This window comes from Herbaspirillum sp. GCM10030257, from assembly GCF_042666555.1.
GTDB lineage: Bacteria > Pseudomonadota > Gammaproteobacteria > Burkholderiales > Burkholderiaceae_D > Noviherbaspirillum.
On record NZ_JBHTDH010000001.1, the window covers coordinates 252,344 to 269,592 of the forward strand.

17 protein-coding genes are annotated in these 17,249 nt (G+C 56.7%); 10 read left to right on the forward strand and 7 right to left on the reverse strand.

Annotated features, from left to right (window positions below; all coding sequences use genetic code 11):
• Window positions 1-121: 121 nt before the first annotated feature.
• From ACFQUU_RS01150 to ACFQUU_RS01160, 3 genes are all read left to right on the forward strand, one after another.
• On the forward strand, window positions 122-466 hold the full coding sequence (locus ACFQUU_RS01150) for a hypothetical protein (RefSeq protein ID WP_382241403.1): 345 nt from the start codon (window positions 122-124) through the stop codon (window positions 464-466).
• A gap of 395 nt (window positions 467-861) precedes the next feature.
• A complete protein-coding gene (locus ACFQUU_RS01155) occupies window positions 862-1,233 on the forward strand; it encodes a hypothetical protein (protein ID WP_382241406.1) in 372 nt (123 codons plus the stop codon).
• Window positions 1,234-1,259: 26 nt separating this feature from the next.
• Window positions 1,260-1,817 carry a dihydrofolate reductase family protein gene (locus ACFQUU_RS01160; protein WP_382241408.1) on the forward strand — a complete coding sequence of 186 codons (558 nt, stop codon included), beginning with the start codon at window positions 1,260-1,262 and terminating at the stop codon, window positions 1,815-1,817.
• A gap of 243 nt (window positions 1,818-2,060) precedes the next feature.
• Here the strand turns inward: ACFQUU_RS01160 and ACFQUU_RS01165 are convergent, their stop codons facing one another.
• The 3 genes from ACFQUU_RS01165 to pyp form a co-directional block, all read right to left on the reverse strand.
• Window positions 2,061-2,549: a GNAT family N-acetyltransferase gene (locus ACFQUU_RS01165; protein ID WP_382241411.1), complete on the reverse strand. Its 489-nt coding sequence runs from the start codon at window positions 2,547-2,549 to the stop codon at window positions 2,061-2,063.
• 602 nt (window positions 2,550-3,151) lie between these two features.
• Window positions 3,152-4,375 (reverse strand): AMP-binding protein, encoded by a 1,224-nt coding sequence (locus ACFQUU_RS01170; protein WP_382241413.1) that lies wholly within the window; start codon window positions 4,373-4,375, stop codon window positions 3,152-3,154.
• Between the two features lie 24 nt (window positions 4,376-4,399).
• Window positions 4,400-4,786: a photoactive yellow protein gene (gene pyp, locus ACFQUU_RS01175; RefSeq protein WP_382241416.1), complete on the reverse strand. Its 387-nt coding sequence runs from the start codon at window positions 4,784-4,786 to the stop codon at window positions 4,400-4,402.
• A gap of 252 nt (window positions 4,787-5,038) precedes the next feature.
• Here pyp and ACFQUU_RS01180 point away from each other — a divergent pair, with 252 nt between their 5' ends.
• Window positions 5,039-6,490 carry an amidase gene (locus ACFQUU_RS01180; RefSeq protein ID WP_382241419.1) on the forward strand — a complete coding sequence of 484 codons (1,452 nt, stop codon included), beginning with the start codon at window positions 5,039-5,041 and terminating at the stop codon, window positions 6,488-6,490.
• 103 nt (window positions 6,491-6,593) lie between these two features.
• On the opposite strand, the gene ACFQUU_RS01185 is transcribed toward ACFQUU_RS01180, so the two are convergent.
• Complete coding sequence (locus ACFQUU_RS01185) at window positions 6,594-7,925, reverse strand: voltage-gated chloride channel family protein (RefSeq protein WP_382241422.1); 1,332 nt, start codon at window positions 7,923-7,925, stop codon at window positions 6,594-6,596.
• 336 nt (window positions 7,926-8,261) lie between these two features.
• Entirely contained in the window at window positions 8,262-8,459 is a 198-nt protein-coding gene (locus ACFQUU_RS01190) for a hypothetical protein (RefSeq protein WP_382241425.1), read from the reverse strand.
• 249 nt (window positions 8,460-8,708) lie between these two features.
• On the opposite strand from ACFQUU_RS01190, the gene ACFQUU_RS01195 reads away from it, so the two are divergent.
• From ACFQUU_RS01195 to ACFQUU_RS01210, 4 genes are all read left to right on the forward strand, one after another.
• The gene (locus ACFQUU_RS01195; RefSeq protein WP_382241427.1) at window positions 8,709-9,308 is read left to right on the forward strand and encodes a TetR/AcrR family transcriptional regulator; all 600 of its coding nucleotides are present in this window, start codon (window positions 8,709-8,711) and stop codon (window positions 9,306-9,308) included.
• Between the two features lie 298 nt (window positions 9,309-9,606).
• Window positions 9,607-10,713 carry an alkene reductase gene (locus ACFQUU_RS01200; protein WP_382241430.1) on the forward strand — a complete coding sequence of 369 codons (1,107 nt, stop codon included), beginning with the start codon at window positions 9,607-9,609 and terminating at the stop codon, window positions 10,711-10,713.
• Window positions 10,714-10,772: 59 nt separating this feature from the next.
• On the forward strand, window positions 10,773-10,952 hold the full coding sequence (locus tag ACFQUU_RS01205) for a hypothetical protein (RefSeq protein ID WP_382241433.1): 180 nt from the start codon (window positions 10,773-10,775) through the stop codon (window positions 10,950-10,952).
• Complete coding sequence (locus tag ACFQUU_RS01210) at window positions 10,949-11,938, forward strand: LLM class flavin-dependent oxidoreductase (RefSeq protein ID WP_382241436.1); 990 nt, start codon at window positions 10,949-10,951, stop codon at window positions 11,936-11,938. The genes ACFQUU_RS01205 and ACFQUU_RS01210 overlap by 4 nt, the downstream gene beginning before the upstream one ends.
• Window positions 11,939-12,041: 103 nt before the next feature.
• Here the strand turns inward: ACFQUU_RS01210 and ACFQUU_RS01215 are convergent, their stop codons facing one another.
• Together ACFQUU_RS01215 and senA are read right to left on the reverse strand one after the other, a co-directional pair.
• On the reverse strand, window positions 12,042-12,425 hold the full coding sequence (locus ACFQUU_RS01215; protein WP_382241439.1) for a DUF2237 family protein: 384 nt from the start codon (window positions 12,423-12,425) through the stop codon (window positions 12,042-12,044).
• 22 nt (window positions 12,426-12,447) lie between these two features.
• The gene (gene senA / locus ACFQUU_RS01220; protein WP_382241442.1) at window positions 12,448-13,650 is read right to left on the reverse strand and encodes a selenoneine synthase SenA; all 1,203 of its coding nucleotides are present in this window, start codon (window positions 13,648-13,650) and stop codon (window positions 12,448-12,450) included.
• 33 nt (window positions 13,651-13,683) lie between these two features.
• Between senA and senB the strand changes: the two genes are divergently transcribed.
• Both senB and ACFQUU_RS01230 read left to right on the forward strand, forming a co-directional pair.
• Entirely contained in the window at window positions 13,684-14,709 is a 1,026-nt protein-coding gene (gene senB / locus ACFQUU_RS01225; protein ID WP_382241445.1) for a selenoneine biosynthesis selenosugar synthase SenB, read from the forward strand.
• Window positions 14,706-17,054: a response regulator gene (locus ACFQUU_RS01230; protein WP_382241448.1), complete on the forward strand. Its 2,349-nt coding sequence runs from the start codon at window positions 14,706-14,708 to the stop codon at window positions 17,052-17,054. Before senB ends, ACFQUU_RS01230 begins: the two co-directional genes overlap by 4 nt.
• The last annotated feature ends 195 nt before the right edge of the window (window positions 17,055-17,249 follow it).

Consider the following 17,249-nt stretch of genomic DNA (forward strand, 5'->3'; position numbering starts at 1 on the left):
AGCCGTGTCCGTATAATTAGGGATATGTCGAACATCCTTTTTCAAAACAATAACTTGGGCGCGTAACATGTCCGTGCATACCGGACGTTCGCTGTCCGTATAAGTACAGCAGTTAAAATTTATGAGTTTGTTTACTAAAGCGTTGATAATCATTTCTACCGGATTTTTTCTCCTAACAGGGATCATGTTTGCGTTCGAAGGCCACATGAAGGCTGCAGGCGGCGCCTTTCTTGTTTTTGGAATACTTGCATTTGTAGGCTCGAGTGGGTGGTTCTTCACTCGTTTTCGTTTGCCACCCATGCCACCGAATTCTCCAGCGCCGAACTTATTTTCCGAAGTAAAAAGATTTGCTGAGCATTATCCTGGATGGCCAAGTCGTATCGCTTGTATTTTTATGCTCGTCATAGTTGGCGGGATGTTGTTGAATCTAATCACAATCATGAAATCAATCTATGAAAAGCTTTAACTCACTGCTTAAATCGGACGTTTCGCGCCGTTTAGCTCGGCGTTAGGCATCAAGATGAGATTCCAGGAGACCCACGTTAATTCGTCGGAGCGATTTTCCGTCGGCCGGGAGCTAGACAGCGGGCGCTTTTATCTCTCTATACCCGTGAGCAATAGGCTTGCTGATTATGAGGAATACTACGAGATTTCAAGAGAGTGCCATGACCGTTACTTGCATAACCTCGCCAAGCTTTCTGAATTGGCGAGGAAGTGCCGTAGTCGTGAATGTGACCATCTTTTATTTATCAAGCCGGGAAGTGATAGAGGTATTGGATGAGAATACACGCTATGCATAACACGACAGTGAACACAGATTCGCCCGCGGTGACCTGATTACCTTGACGTTAGGAATCATTGATGAGCAAGCCTTGGTCATATCTACGCCGCCGATACGGTGAAGAAGTTGGGTCACCATCGGACTCTGACTGCAAGAAGGCAGCTTATGAGCTGTTCAATGAGAACCTGCCAGGAATGACGACCGCAGATTATATTGAGCACGGGTCAGCTCATCTTCGCTATGGATACGATAACGGGCCCATGTATGTGCTGGAGATCGACCGGACAGGACATGCAACGCTCGAAGTATGGGAAGATCAAGATTACGAAGTTGAGACTTGTGCACCGCGAAAAATCAAGATGGTCAGCGAAGGTCAAGCGACTGAGTTATGGGCTTGGTTAGCGTCGGGGCAGACAGAAAAAGTGGAGGCAGTTTTTAATGCAAACTCCTAACACATGTATCTCGAACGGAGGGCACTATGGGACTCTTGACCTTCAGTATCAACGTCACCCTGGACGGCTGCGTCGACCACCAGGAAGGAATCGCAGACGACGAGACACACGCCTTCTTCACCCGTCTCATGGACGAGGGCGGGGCGATGCTGTGGGGCCGCGTCACCTACGAGATGATGGAGAGCTACTGGCCAGCGGTTGCCCGCGGCGACGCGGAGGCACCGCCGGCGATGCGCGAGTGGGCGGTCAAGCTGGAGGCCAAGCCGAAGTACGTGGTGTCTTCGACGCGAAAGGACTTCCCGTGGACCAACAGCCACCACATCGCCGACGACCTGCGCACGGGCGTACAGAAGCTCAAGGACGCGACCCCAGACGGCGTACTCCTCGGTAGCGGCAAGCTCGCGACCGAGCTAGACCGGCTGGATCTGATCGACGAGTACAAATTGCTCGTCCACCCCAGGATCGCCGGCCACGGCCCGACCCTGTACGAGAGCGGGCTGCCCAGCACGCGACGGCTCGAGTTGATCTCGGCGAAGCCGCTCCGCAGCGGCGCGGTCGCCATGCACTACCGGCGCGCGCGCTGACTCGGAGATGAGTCATGTCGCCTAACAACGCGCCGCACTCGGGCGGGCCTCGCGTTGCTTGGCCGACCGGTGAGTGCGGGCGTCAGATTTTTCATTATCTACGGCACATGCTTGGCGTATTTTCAGCAACCACGTCAATGCGAACGCAATACTTGCCAAGGAATGTGAAAAAACATCGTGAAATCAAAGACCATGTTTTCACTTTTCGTGTCACCCGACAGCTTCCCCGGGGCCAGTCCTCTACTATGAATCCAACTTCCGATACATCACATAGGCATCCACATACCCCAATTCCTGATGCAAAAACGCCTCAGGCAAAGTCCCGACCACAGCAAACCCCAACTTCTTCCACAACCCCACCGCCCGCTCGTTGGTGCTGACGACAAAATTAAACTGCATCGCTTTGAACCCGGCCTTCTTCGCCTCGGCAAGACAATGCTCCCCCATCGCCGTCCCCAAGCCACGCCCACTATAGGCTGGGTCCACCATGAACGAAGCGTTCGCCACATGTGCACCCCTATCCCTCTGGTTTGCAACCAGCTTGTACATGCCGACAATACGCCCCTGTTCTTCCGCGAGATACGACGTCACTCCGTTGGCAAACCAGTAATCAAACGCGGTTTGCCTGCTGGTCTCCGGTCCGAAGACATAGGTTGTACCAGTCACAATGACCGCATGGAAGATCGGCCACATGGCAACAAAATCGGATTCAACTGCTTTACGGATAGGCATAAGTCTTGAAATAAGTAAGTGCTACATGAATCGGCACACGATGACATCTACCAGGAATTGTTGTAGCGCTCCTGCGCCTGTTCACGCTTTCACATCATCGTTTCGCCCTGCTTCTGCTGGTCGCTTCAATGGTGTAGAAATCCCGGAGATCATTCAGCTGGAGATTCCGCTCCAGTTTGTCAGCCGCAACCCGGTATTGTCCACGCTCGGTACAGGCTTCCGCAAGGCTTTTCATCGGCATGTGGCCGGGATGCGTTCGAGGCCATGCTTGTACCGTGCAAAAGCTGCCCTATGACCGCTGCAGCTTTCCGCAGCGTCGGCGAAAGCGCTACGCCCGCTCCGCTGAAATCCCGCGGTCATTCATCCGAACTTGCCTGTTATCGTTGAAGGCGTGCATTTACTCGGACGAACCTCTCTATAAGGGTACATGCGATCAACCCAAGACGCTGGGAAAGGGTAAGACGAGGAGGCGTCGGGATGCTGACATACCTTTTCGGGTCTGGCAATACGGCATTCATGGGATGTGCTTCCCTCGATCTGTCGCCGGCGATGGCTGTCTTTGTACCTTGATGAAAGGCCCTGGGTAACCTGATGGTTTTGGGTTACAACCGCCAGTCAGTCGCCTTGCCGGATGCGTTCGCAGGCAGTTGCTCACCAAAGGTAAATGCCTTCGGGCGCTCGACGGCGGTTAACTGGGCATTGGTCCAGGATTCCAGCGCGGCATGTAGCTCCGCATGACTACGGCCATGCACACGCGGCACGATAAACGCTTTCAGCCGACTCCCCTCCTCAGGGTGCATCAGGCGGACAGCGGCATCGCGCACGTCGGGATGCTGCAGCAGTAATTGTCTTACACGGGAGGGAAAAACATTGATGCCGCCGACCTGGACCGCATCGTCCATGCGCCCGTGCAGGTGAAACTGGTGATCGTCACACCAGGCCAGCTTGTCCTGTACGCGAAAGGCGATACGGTGTCCGTCAGGGAGGGTACGGACCAGTTCGTCCCCATCGGGGCTGGAACGTTTCCAATGGGGGAATAGCTGGTAGGCCGCACCGGCCAGATCACGCCATCCAAGGCCCGCGGTTTCCGAACTGCCGTACACCTGCACTAGTCGCCCGATGCCTGCGCGCATAAGCATTTGACTGACTTCATCGGGGCAAGGGGCAGTCGACGTGACGCCGATCGTACCAATCGACAGGCGCGGAACCAAGCGTGCAACCGCACCCCAGAATGCCGGATGGCCGATACCCAGATCACCATCCTGCAGCTCATGCGCCAGGCGGGCAGGCGATCCGCCGCGAAGATCGATGATGGGCTGGTCGGATACACCGAGGGTGCGCGGCAACAGTACAGTAAAGATAAAGCCAAAGATATGGTGGCTGGGTACCGCCGAATAGATGCGCCGGGTACCGGCAAACAGGGGAGCGAGCGCTTCAGTTTCCTGCATCAGTGCTGACAGCGCATGCTCGCATGACTTTGGCGTACCAGTGCTTCCGGAGGTACGAAAAGTCAGTCTGTCGGAAAAGCGGCGCAGGCCGGTTTGCATGATTACGACCCAATCACCTAGCGTGGGCCGGGCAAGCAGATAGTCCTCGATACCCGACTCATGCATGTGTACCGATTCGGCCAATGCACTGGCCAGCTCCATGAGTTCCAGAGAATCGGCGCCGAGATCTTCACACAAATGCAAAGTGGGTGACCACGGAAGCAGCGGCAAAGATACGCCCGTCCGTCGCATCGACGCAAACTCGGCAGCAATGAGATCGGAGACGAAGCGATAGCTAGCATGCTCCTCTTCCCACCATGCTTCGTGACGGCAGGCCACGCTGTTCGACTCTGCTTTCACGATTCACAGGCGCTTGACGAATATCCAGTAACTGCCGCCGCTGATGGATTTTTTCATATGAACCTTCACCTTGGTCGGCTTCATCTGGTAGTCAAACACATACTCAAACAGGGTGTTGAGATTGTCAGCCTTGACGCCAGCGTCGAACACACCTTTGAACTTCGGGGTTGCCGTGCAGGGCGCGACATCACGGAAGAAGTTTTTTCCAATTACGGATGTCGGGTTACGTCCGGTAATTGCGCCTTCTGCCGCGTTGTATTTCAAAACAGTTCCCGTTTTGTCCAGTTCAATCGCACCAAATGCAAGGTTGTCGATGTCTTTCGCAGACATTCTGTTGAGGACATTGTCAATATCTGCCTTGCCAAAACCTACGAGCTGAAGTTCTTGCATGAGAGTGCTCCTGTAGAGGGTAGAAAGCAAAATTTCTTCGGTCTGTGACATGAGATCGAAAGCCGCATTCTTGATACTTATAAAGTATTTCCATGTATCAACATAAGCCGGATAATCTCATGGACTTTTTCTGGTGTCAATATTTGTCCTGGACAATTATTGATCTTGACCAATTTTGACCATAGTGATCTCCCGCTGTGTTACTTGATGGAGAGACAACGCGTTATTAGCGTTAGGCCTACAATTCCATGCATGAACGCTACCTCTACCCTGCCCGCACTGGTCGCCCTGACCGCTTCGCAACTTTCCCTCGCCATCCGATCACGCGAAGTTTCCTGCCGCGACGTGATGACCGCTTACCTGCCCTGGATCGAGAAGATCAATCCGGCAGTCAATGCGATCGTGTCATTGCAGGATGCGGAGTATCTGTTGCGACAAGCAGACGAATGCGACAATCTGCTGGCACGCGGTGAGTATCTGGGCTGGATGCATGGCTTTCCCCAAGCACCGAAAGACCTCGCGGCAACCGACGGCATCATCACGACACTCGGTTCCCCCCTGATGAAGAAACATGTGCCCCGGTATGACGCAATCGTGGTCGAACGCGCGAAACGGTCAGGCGCAATCCTGATCGGCAAGACCAATACGCCGGAACTCGGGCTGGGGTCGCATACCTATAATTCGGTGTTTGGCACGACGCTCAATGCCTACGATCAACGCAGGACAGCCGGCGGCAGCAGCGGTGGTGCGGCGGTCGCCGTTGCACTGCATATGCTGCCGGTAGCCGATGGCAGCGACATGATGGGTTCGCTGCGCAATCCCGCTGCATACAACAATATCTTCGGCTTCCGCCCGTCGTTTGGCAGAGTGCCGAATGGTCCGGGCAACGAAGTGTTTTACCAGCAGCTCAGTACCGAGGGGCCAATGGCACGCACCGTTACCGACCTCGCAATGCTGTTATCGGTACAGGCCGGCTACGATGCGCGCGCACCCTTGTCGCTTGCTACGGATCCTGCTGTCTTTGCCGGTTCACTGCAACGTGACTTCAAAGGGACGCGCATCGGCTGGCTGGGCGACATGGACGGCTACCTGCCGATGGAGGATGGCATTCTGAACTTGTGTGGCAGCGCACTCACGTATTTCGAGGACCTGGGCGTAAACATCGAACGCCTGGGCCCGGGGTTTGACATGGATCGTGTATGGAGTGCCTGGCTTGCGTTACGCGGCTTCCTGATTGCGGGCAAGTTCGGGATGATGGCAACCAATCCGGCAACGCGCCGTATGTTGAAGCCCGAGGCGCTGTGGGAAATTGAACAAGGCCAGAAACTGTCGGCTGCCGATGTGTATCGCGCGTCGACGGAGCGTAGTGCCTGGTATGAAGCCGTCCGCAAATTATTCGAGCAGGTCGACTTCCTGGTTCTGCCAACGGCACAGGTCTTTCCTTTCGATGCGACACTCGACTGGCCAAAGCAGATCGCTGGCAAGCAAATGGATACCTATCATCGCTGGATGGAAGTCGTCGTTCCGGCGACACTAGCTGGTTTGCCAGCGATCAGCGTACCTGCCGGCTTTAACGACGCCGGGTTGCCGATAGGACTTCAGATTATCGGCAAACCACAGGATGATCTGTCGGTATTGCAACTGGCCTATGCTTATGAGCAAGTCATTCCCTATACGCAGATAAAGCCTCGCCTGCTTGCGTGAGATGGAGTGCCACGCTCTGTCGCTCGTCAACCTGTCATTCCGTCATTGCGCGGCGTCCGGCCTGCTTGCCCGCCTTCTTCTTCGCTCAATGCCAGCAACGGGTTCAGCGCCGATCGGGTTCGTTTGATGCCTGCCTGGCCTGTTTTCGTTCGCGCAAGGATTTGCGGTGGGCCGCAAGCTCGCCAATCCGGATACCTTCAGGGTCACGACGGTACGGTTTTGCATGGCCGATACGTTGTGCCCTGTAGATACCGGTATGGCCGGAGAACAGATAACTGACGACACACGCGATACCCGCGTACGGGCCGATCGCCGGACCGAACAGTTCGATCGCCATAATGATGCAAGCGATGGGTGTGTTGGCCGCACCCGCAAACACGGCGACGAAACCTAGTGCAGCGAGCGTGGAAAAAGGCAGATGCAACAATGGAGCAAGACTGTTGCCGAGTGTGGCGCCGATATAAAACAAAGGTGTCACTTCACCGCCCTTGAAGCCTGTCCCTAATGAAGCGATCGTGAAACCCATCTTTCCGATAAAGTCCCAAGGCGACAGCGGCGTCTGGAACGACTCCAGGATGACAGGTATCCCGAGTCCAATATAGCGTTGGCTGCCCACCGCCCACACGGCGACGGCGACGACGATGCCGCCGACGAATGTACGGAGCGGGGCATAGCGAATGTGCGCCTTCATCGTATCCGACAGCAGATGCGTGCAGGTCGCGAACAGCATCCCGATCAGCCCGAAAATCGCGCCCGCTGCCAGCACCGCAACGAGGGTCGCCGGCGTAATGGCGGGTATCAGCGACAGTGCGTAATGCGTATGACGCACCCCTAGCAGCAACCCTATCTGATCAGCCACGATCGCCGCGACGAAACAGGGCAGGATGGCGTCATAACGCATACGTCCGATCGCCAGCACTTCGAGGCCAAACACCGCACCGGCGAGCGGCGTACCGAACACCGAGGCAAAGCCCGCGCTGATGCCAGCCATGATCAGCATCCGCCGTTGCTGGCTATCCATGCGAACCAAGTGCGTTAACTGATCCGCAAGCGCTCCCCCCATTTGCACGGCAGTGCCTTCGCGGCCTACCGAGGCGCCGAACAAATGCGAAACGAGAGTGCCGCCGAGGACTAAGGGCGCCATGCGCAGAGGGATGACATTCTTTGGATCGTGGATCTCATCCAGCAACAGATTGTTGCCGGCCTCCACCCGGGTGCCGACTTGCAGGTAAATCCAGCTGACGGCGAACCCTGCAAAGGGCAGCAGCCAGATGATCCAAGGATGGGCTTCACGCCACGTGGTCGCCCAATCGAGGCTAAACAGGAAGAGTGCGGACGCTGTGCCGGCGAACGCTGCGACGATAAGCGCCAATACCAGCCATTTCGCGATATGCGGCAGTAACTTGATTTGTTCAGGACGCGCGGGAGTTTTCATGTGACCAGGGTCTTGTGCAAATAACCTGGTCGGAGAATGCACGGTGAGCTTGCCGATTATCGTTTGTCGACTGCATGCAGGTTGAACAATCGGCGGCCGCACTCGTGACAGACCGGGGCGATTGGAAAAACAATGTCTTCCCTGCATCGCGCCATGATCTTACCAAACTGTCGGTCACTGTGACCGGCGCGGCACGCGTTTATGGCGGGTCGGAGGCTGACCTGCATGGCATCGTCTTATCTGCTCATTCGATGAGGAGCACTGCTCCGGTGCGGCCAAGCGGTACTCGCTGATTGAAATGAAATGACCGGTGCCGGGCTTTAGCGGCTGGTTAACTTAGTTGCGCGCGGCCTTCTGGATCGCCAGCATAATAGCAACGGCCTTCTCGATCACCTCGGCCTGACTTGCCGCACCCATTGATTCTTTCAGATCGTGAAGACCTTCCCGTGTTGCGCGTGTGACGGGAACATTAATGAAACCATCCTGCTGCGAACCACCATTACCGTTGTTTGCTTTTGAATTTTTCTTTTGCATGAATTTCTCCTCAGGGTGTAGGTTTATTGTCTTAAGCCGCATCATACGCGCTCGCAGAGCGCGTCAGAATTTTTACAAGGATAGGCGGGAGTACTTCTCTAAACAACATATTCTTGCAAAACATACAAGCATCGACCCGGCGGAAGCTCAAATCGACGGTACAAATTGTCAGGTGTCTATCTGAACACAGAATAACGTTTCCAAAAGAAACCATGGCTATTAGACGACTGGTCTAATATAATGCGTTTCATGGATCGCAGCCTTCAATACCAGGACACCCGTGAACGCATCCTCTCGGTTGGAGAGGGCTTGATTCTTGCGCGCGGCTTTTCGGCTGTGGGGTTGAATGAAATCCTGGGCAAGGCTGAAGTCCCGAAAGGCTCTTTTTATCACTATTTTCGCTCGAAGGAAGGCTTTGGCGTAGCCTTGCTGGAACGATATTTCCAGGACTACGATAACCGGATTGCCGGTTTGTTCGGCCCCGGCAGAAAAGGCGGCAAGGAAGCCGTGCTGGCCTATTTCCATCAATGGCTGGAAATACAAAGCGCGAATGATCTCCATCATTCGTGTCTGGCGGTCAAACTGGCGGCCGAAGTCTGCGACCTGTCAGAGGCTATGCGTGAAGAATTGTCAGCGGGCATGAAGCACATTGTTTCCTGTCTGGCCAAGGCCTTGGGCGAAGCCCAGACATCCGGTGCGCTCAGCCAGAATGCGAGCGCGGAAGAATTGGCGGAATCCTTGTACGCGATGTGGATCGGTGCCTCACTCATGGCGCGTGCGAACGGATCCAACTTGCCTCTTGAACGGGCGTATCGCCAGACCAGAATCATGTTGGAAGCAGAAGCATGATGACCGCGCGTCATGCGTTTTTTTGGAAAAGATCTAGACGACTGGTCTAATTTCGATCCGTAAGCAGGCAGTATTAACCGTTGATCACACGGTGAAGGCAGTTCGCCGACAAGGTAATACAGCGGCTGCGGCTGTTGCTGTTGCTGGTGCGCCATCGGCGTGGTGCAAAGCGCCAGACGGCATGTGAACAGGCGCCAGACGCGAGGTCATCGGAGGGGCAGTTCCAGCTGCCTGTTTTTTCCGGCCAGTGCTAGTCGACTGGTCTAATGCAATGTAATTGTGTAATTGAGGAATATTCATGGTCAAACATTTGCTGTCGCCGGTCAAAGCCGGTTCCATCACACTGAACAACCGCGCCATCATGGCACCACTGACGCGCTCGCGTGCGGGTCAGCCCGGGGACGTCCCGACCGACCTGAATGTCGAATATTATGCCCAGCGTGCGGGTGCCGGATTGATCGTGTCGGAAGGCACACAGGTTTCACCGCAAGGCCAGGGCTATGCCTGGACGCCTGGTATTTATAGCGATGCCCAGGAAGCCAGCTGGAAGAAAGTGACGGCCGCGGTCCATGCGAAAGGCGGCCGTATTGCTGCACAGTTATGGCATGTTGGACGCATTTCCCATACCCTGCTGCAGCCGGGCGGTGCAGCGCCGGTCGCCCCTTCGGCAATCATCGCCGCGAACAGCAAATGCTTTGTCGTTCAGCCGGACGGAACACCCGCCAATGTGCCGACCTCCCAGCCCCGCGCGCTCGATGCATCGGAAATCTCCGGCATCGTCGACCAGTATCGCCAAGCGGCCGCACGGGCCGGACGCGCGGGTTTCGACTTCGTTGAAATCCACGGCGCCAATGGTTACTTACCACACCAGTTCCTGTCCACCAATACCAACCACCGCGCTGACCAGTACGGCGGTTCGGTCGAGAACCGCGCGCGCTTTCTGCTCGAAGTGGTCGATGCCGCAGTCGCAGAACTCGGCGCCGACCGCGTTGGCGTAAGATTGTCCCCGCACTTCATCGGTCACGACATCGCGGATGAGCAAGCCGATGAAAGCACCTTATACCTTGCAAGGGAATTCAGCCGTCGTGGCATCGCCTATCTGCATATCGCCGAGCCGGACTGGGTCGGCGGCCCTGAACTGTCGGATGAATTTCGCCGGCAAATACGCGCTGACTTCACCGGACTGCTGATCTTCTGCGGCGGTTATACCGCGGCAGAAGCGGAGACCCTGATCGCCAATGGCATCGGCGATGCGGTTGGCTTCGGACGCCCTTTCCTGGCCAATCCGGATCTGGTCGAGCGCTTCCGTGACGGTGCCCAACTGAACGCCCCCGACAAGAGCACTTTCTATGGTGGTGGCGCGCGCGGTTATACCGATTACCCGACCTTGAAACAAGCGGCGTAATAAACGTGTTGCACGTGTTTCCCTGAACGGCTTTCAGCCCCGAGTGCGCAGTGCGAACCATGCAGCGCATTCCGGGCGGCAAAGCGCTTATCCGAACGGGGAAGTTTGTAGTACTGCTCTATGTCATTGGCCTTGGCGAACGCGCAAATCCGCAACGTGGCATGCTAATGACACTCGTGAACGCCAACCCTTACGACGAGATCCCGCAAGTCGTCCCACCACAGGTATCGTTACCATGATTCCCTTTTCCGTCCTCGATTTGTCCCCCATCACTGAAGGTAGTGACGCGGCACAGTCGTTCAAGAATTCACTCGACCTCGCCCAGCATGCGGAACGCTGGGGTTACCAGCGATACTGGCTGGCGGAGCACCACGGCATGCCCGGCATTGCCAGTGCCGCGACCGCGGTGCTGATCGGGCATGTGGCTGCCGGCACATCGACGATCCGTGTGGGCGCGGGCGGCATCATGCTGCCCAATCATTCGCCGCTCGTGATCGCCGAGCAATTCGGCACGCTGGAGTCGCTGTTCCCGGGGCGCATCGATCTGGGCCTGGGTCGTGCGCCAGGTTCCGATCAGGTGACCGCGCGTGCCTTGCGCCGAAACCTGATGTCCGATGCCGATGAATTTCCACAGGATGTGGTGGAACTGATGGATTACTTTTCGGGTGAACAAAGACGAGCGGTCCGTGCCGTGCCGGGTGCTGGCCTGAATGTACCGATCTGGATCCTGGGATCGAGCCTGTTCGGCGCCCAGCTCGCTGCGGCTCTCGGTTTGCCCTATGCGTTTGCATCGCATTTCGCGCCGTCGCAGATGATGCAGGCCATTGCCTTGTACCGCGCCAACTTCCGGCCTTCCGCCCGCCTCGACAAACCCTACGTGATGCTGGGCTTTAATGTTTTCGCAGCCGATACGGACGAGGAAGCAAAATTCCGGGCGACCTCGATGCAGCAGGCTTTCGTCAACCTGCGCAGCGGCCGGCCGTCACGCCTGCCGCCGCCGGTCGCCGATTACTGGGACCGGATCGGGCCGCAAGAGCGCGCCTTGCTCGAACAGGTGCTGTCCTGCTCGGCGATTGGTTCTCCGGAAACGGTAGCGCGCGACATGCAAGCCTTTATCGAGCGTACTGGGGCTGACGAACTGATGATCACCTCACAGATTTTCGAGCATGCCGCTCGCTTGCGGTCTTACGAGATCACTGCGCAGGTGCACCGGTCGCTGGCTTGATTGGCCCAGCATACGCCAAACATGGCTCTGTGATACGTCGATGGCATTGCGGGCTTATGCGTACGTTCTGAAGCAATCCCGCAGGTCACCATTACCACCATTGCTACATCTGCCGATGATCGAATTGCTTCAGCACCTCTTCATCAATCAGGTCGAGCGCGCTGAAGTTCGTGCTCTCCAGCACCACAGGCGGCGCCATGCCGGCGGCGAGCGCCTCGTTCCAGCGCAATGCACACAAACACCATTGGTCACCCGGCTTGAGACCGGGGAAACCCCATTCCGGCACTGGCGTGGATAGATCGTTGCCGCGACTGGCGCTGAACTCAAGGAATTCCGCGGTCATGATCGCGCAGACCACGTGCGTGCCGACGTCCTCGGCACTGGTCTTGCAGCAGCCGTCGCGAAAAAAGCCGGTGACGGGATTGAAGGAACAGGGGACGAGCGGCTCGCCGTAAATGTTGCGTGCGGGTTGGGATGCGGTTGCCATATCTTTCGTGTCAGGTTTGATGCTATCTGGGTGCGCAGGTACGGAATCCGACAAAAATGTCGTCTCGGTGCGCCTGGTAATAGTTGCGGAAATGCGCGGAGCGCAGCCGGTCGGATGTAGCAAACGATGCGCCGCGTACCGATTGATGATCGCCAAAGTAAGGCGCCGAATATTCACGATAGGCGCCGGGCGAAAAACCGGGATAGGGTTGGAAACGGGAAGCAGTCCATTCCCATACCTGCCCCCATTGGAAATCCGGATGGCCGGAGCGCGCCGCCCGCTCCCATTCCAACTCGTCGGGCAGACGACGTCCGGCCCAGGCGCAGTATGCCTGCGCCTCAAACAGAGTGACATGGCGCACGGGTTCATCTTCGTTCAATTGATGCATTTTGCCAAAGCGCCGGCAGCGCCGTTTGCCATCGCCGTGCTCCCAACCTGCAGGAGCGGTACGCCCGGTATGTTCCAGCCATGTGCGACCCTCCTCGCTCCAGTGTTCCAGCTTAAGGTATCCACCACCATCGATGAAGGCGTAAAAATCCGCGTTGGACACCGGCGTGGCATCGATCTCGAAAGCATCGACCCGGCATGCATGCCGCCATCGTTCGTTGTCAAAGGAAAAACCTTTTCCGGGCTCGGCGCCACGTTCCAGTATGGCGCCGTCGAAATGCAATGCAGGTGCCCGTTCACACCGACCGGCATTGCATGACAGCGCGGCCGGCAACGCGATCTCTAATGTATTGAGCGTGTAAAAAAACGCTTCAATGTGCATGTCTTCATGCGAAAGAATCAACCGGTACGGATAGAGCGCCTCGTCGCTCTGGCTACCATTCTGAGCGGTCTGTGCCAGCCTTGCCGTTATACGCTCATGGACTTCGAAGAAATAATTTTTTACCTGAGCCGTGGACGGCAGGGCAAGACTCCAGCGCGTATCATGCCTGACCGTATTAGAATCGAACCATGCATCGGCATCCGGCAGCAATGACGGATGGCGCACCGAGCGCGGATCGCTGCTCGCCGCTTCGCGCAGCGTGTACCATTCGGCGAACCAGGCGATATGCCCCAGTTCCCACAGCGGCGGATTGACGATGTCCAACCGCGGGACCCGGGACGCGTGGTCGAAACCGGCAGCGGCAAGGCACTCAAACAGTGCAAGCGTGCGGTCATGGGCATCACGCAGGGCCGTGATCAGTTCAGCTGGTCCCGCGTGTCGAAACGAAGAAGTCATCAGGTCTGAAACCGCCTTCAGTAGGAAGCAGGATTGAAAAAACAGCACGTTACCATTATCAGTCCGGCAACGGCAAACGCCAACAACGGTAATTGGCAAACCGCAAGCCGATGGGCGGCTTTTCTTTCCTCCAAGTATGAAGTCCGCATCCTGGAACACTGGGACGGCCTTCCCTGCGACCTGATGATTGCCTTGCATGCGCGTCGATCGGCGACTTCCGTCATGCGTTTTTCACAATCCTTTCCCGACCGTCCCTTGCTTGTTGTTCTGACCGGAACCGATCTTTATCGCGACATTGTTGCTGACGAACAGGCTCGCGAGTCATTGCGTCTGGCCTCGAAACTGGTGGTATTGCAGGAGGCCGGACTCGATCAGCTGGATGACCGGTCCCGGGAGAAGACCCGCGTCATCTATCAGTCGGCACCCTCAGGCGGCGTGGCACATGAAAAGAAAGACAAGCAGTCATTCGATGTAATCATGATCGGCCATCTGCGTCCTGAAAAGGATCCGCTCGTCTTCATGCAGGCTGCAGCACATATCGCCCACGTCGATGCCGAACGCCTGTGCATGACTCATGTCGGCGGTGCGCTGGACGCCAAATTGCAAGAGCAAGCGCTGGCGACCCAGCGCCGTCATCAGCATTACCGCTGGCTCGGCAACCTGCCGCACGCAGAAACACTGGAACGCCTTGCGGCGAGCGATATTATGGTGATCGCGTCGCGCATGGAAGGCGGAGCGAACGTGATCATCGAAGCCGTCAACTGCGGCGTGCCGGTGCTGGCCAGCGACATTGCAGGCAATCGTGGCATGCTGGGTGATGATTACGCAGGTTATTTTGCGGTGGGTGACAGTATCGCACTCGCCGCACTGATCACTCGTGCATCGCACGATGCGACGTTTCGTCGCACCCTTCGGGAACAATGTGCAAAGCGTGCGCCGTTATTCCAACCCGAACGCGAACAAAAGGCTGTGCAGCAGGTAGTGAGAGAATTGCTGTCGAACGTAAACATAAATGCACCCGAACTCGATACCTCAACCCGTCCTCCATGCTCTCCATGATGAATAGTGGCAACCTTACTTCTGCACAACTGAACGGCATCCTCAGCATCGCGGACGACGCCATTATTTGCGTGGACGGCCAGCATAAGATCATTCTGTTCAACCAGGGAGCGGAGCGCCTGTTCGGCTGGACCGCGCAGGAAGCGAACGGTTTGGACCTGAATACGCTGTTACCGCAGCGTCACCACGCGACCCATCGCAACCACATCGCTAATTTTGATCGCTCGGGGCAGAGTGCGCGCAGGATGGGTGAACGCCGTGCGATCTTTGCCATGCGCAAGGATGGCACCGAATTTCCTGCTGAAGCATCGATCTCCCGCCTGGAAGCGGATGGCAGCGCGATTTATACCGTCATCCTGCGCGACATTTCCAGTAGAAAGGCCTATGAGCGCGAACTGCAGGAAGCACGCGACAAGGCGGAAGCGGCCACCCAGGCAAAGAGCATGTTTCTCGCCAACATGAGCCATGAAATCCGCACACCGCTCAACGCGGTGATCGGCATGACCAGCCTCTTGCTCAATACCGCGATCGACGACGAACAGCGGGATTACGCGGAAACCATTCGCGCCAGCAGCGAAGTGCTGCTGACCATCATCAACGATATCCTGGATTATTCAAAAATCGAAATCGGCAAGCTGGAAATCGAGCGTCAGCCTTTCGACCTCCGGCGCTGCATCGAAGAATCCCTGGACCTGCTGTCGCCGGATGCGAGCCACAAGAACCTCAACCTTGCTTATTTCATCGATGACGGCGTTCCGGCTTCCGTGGTCGGCGATGTCACGCGGCTACGCCAGGTGCTGGTCAACCTGCTGTCGAATTCCATCAAGTTTACGCATCACGGCGAAGTGGTCATTACGGTGTCATCAACGCTGGTCGGCGACGGGACACACGAAATCCGCTTTTCTGTACGGGATACCGGCATCGGTATCCCGCCGAATCGCCTTGGCGAACTGTTTGAAGCATTCACGCAAGTCGATGCGTCGACCACCCGCAAATATGGGGGGACCGGTCTGGGCCTGGCGATCAGCAAGCGCCTGACCGAGATCATGGGTGGACGCATGTGGGTGGACAGCGCGGTCGGCAATGGTTCGACCTTCCACTTCACCATTGTCGCCGCTGCTTCCGGGCCGGGGCTGGCACAAAACGTATTGCAGGAGCGCTCCTCCGCCCTGTCGGGCAAGCATGTGCTGATCGTCGATGACAACGGCACCAACCGCCGCATTCTCGTCAAACAGGCACTGCTTTGGGGAATGGTGCCCTCTGCGCTGGCGTCCGGCATCGAGGCTCTGGACCTGTTGCGGCACGGGCATGCCTTCGATGTGGCAATCCTCGACATGAGCATGCCGGAAATGGACGGCCTCGCGCTTGCACGCGAAATCCGCAAGCACCGCAGCGCCGATGCGCTGCCGATGATCATGCTCACGTCGGTGGCGCACCGGCCACCTGAAATCAGCATGAGGGAAATCCATTTTTCGGCTTATCTGAACAAACCGATCAAGCCTGCCGCGCTATTTGAAGTGCTATTGCATGCGATGCGCATTCAGCCACTGGCTCCAGGCAGGGACAAGGTCCGTGCGCCGCGCGGCAAGCTCGCCGAAACCTTGCCACTCAGCATCCTGGTTGCGGAAGACAATACCGTCAACCAGAAGGTGGTGCAGCAGTTGCTCGCGCACCTGGGTTACCGCGCCGACGTGGTGGCCAATGGTGTAGAAGTACTGGATGCGCTGGAACGGCAAACGTATGACGTGGTACTGATGGACGTGCAGATGCCTGAAATGGATGGGCTGGAGGCAACGCGCCGCTTGCGCGCCCGCTTCGGTGGGAATGGTCCCCGCGTAATCGCAATGACGGCCAATGCGATGCCCGGCGACCGCGAGAAATGCCTCGCCGTCGGCATGGATGCGTATGTATCGAAACCGATTGAACTTGATGATGTGCGCGCCGTGCTGACGGCGGTGGCGCCGCGCCGCAAGCAGGACGACAGCGGGACAATTCCCGTCATCGATCAGCGCCGCATTGACCAGTTGCTTGAACTGCAGGATGAGGAAAATCCGACCATTGCTGCCGATATCGTGCGCTTGTTCATCCAGGATGCACCGGGACATCTGGATAACATCGCACGTGCGATTGCCGATGCCGATCCAGCGCGATTGAAGGCGGCCAGCCATCGTTTCCTATCGAGCATCGAGAATCTCGGTGCGATGCGCATGCGTACACATTGCATGGAACTGGAGCGCATCGGCATCGGCGGTTCCGTGCAGGACGCCCAGAAGCAGCTTACGCAGTTGCAGCACGAATTCGATAGCGCGCGTGTCCATCTCGAAAACCTGATTGAGAAACACTGATCGCTAAAAAAGCTTGCGCCATATCATACGAGACAAGAACTGCAGGCATACGCTTTGCTCTGAAGCCGCTCGTTGCTGCAATTTGTGACAGCTTTCCGTTCCAGATCGGGGCAGTTATTTTGCCGTCATGTTTATTTTTACAACGCCTGATTTCCTGTGGCAGAATCAGTCTGCATTCAATTTGCATTAGTAAGC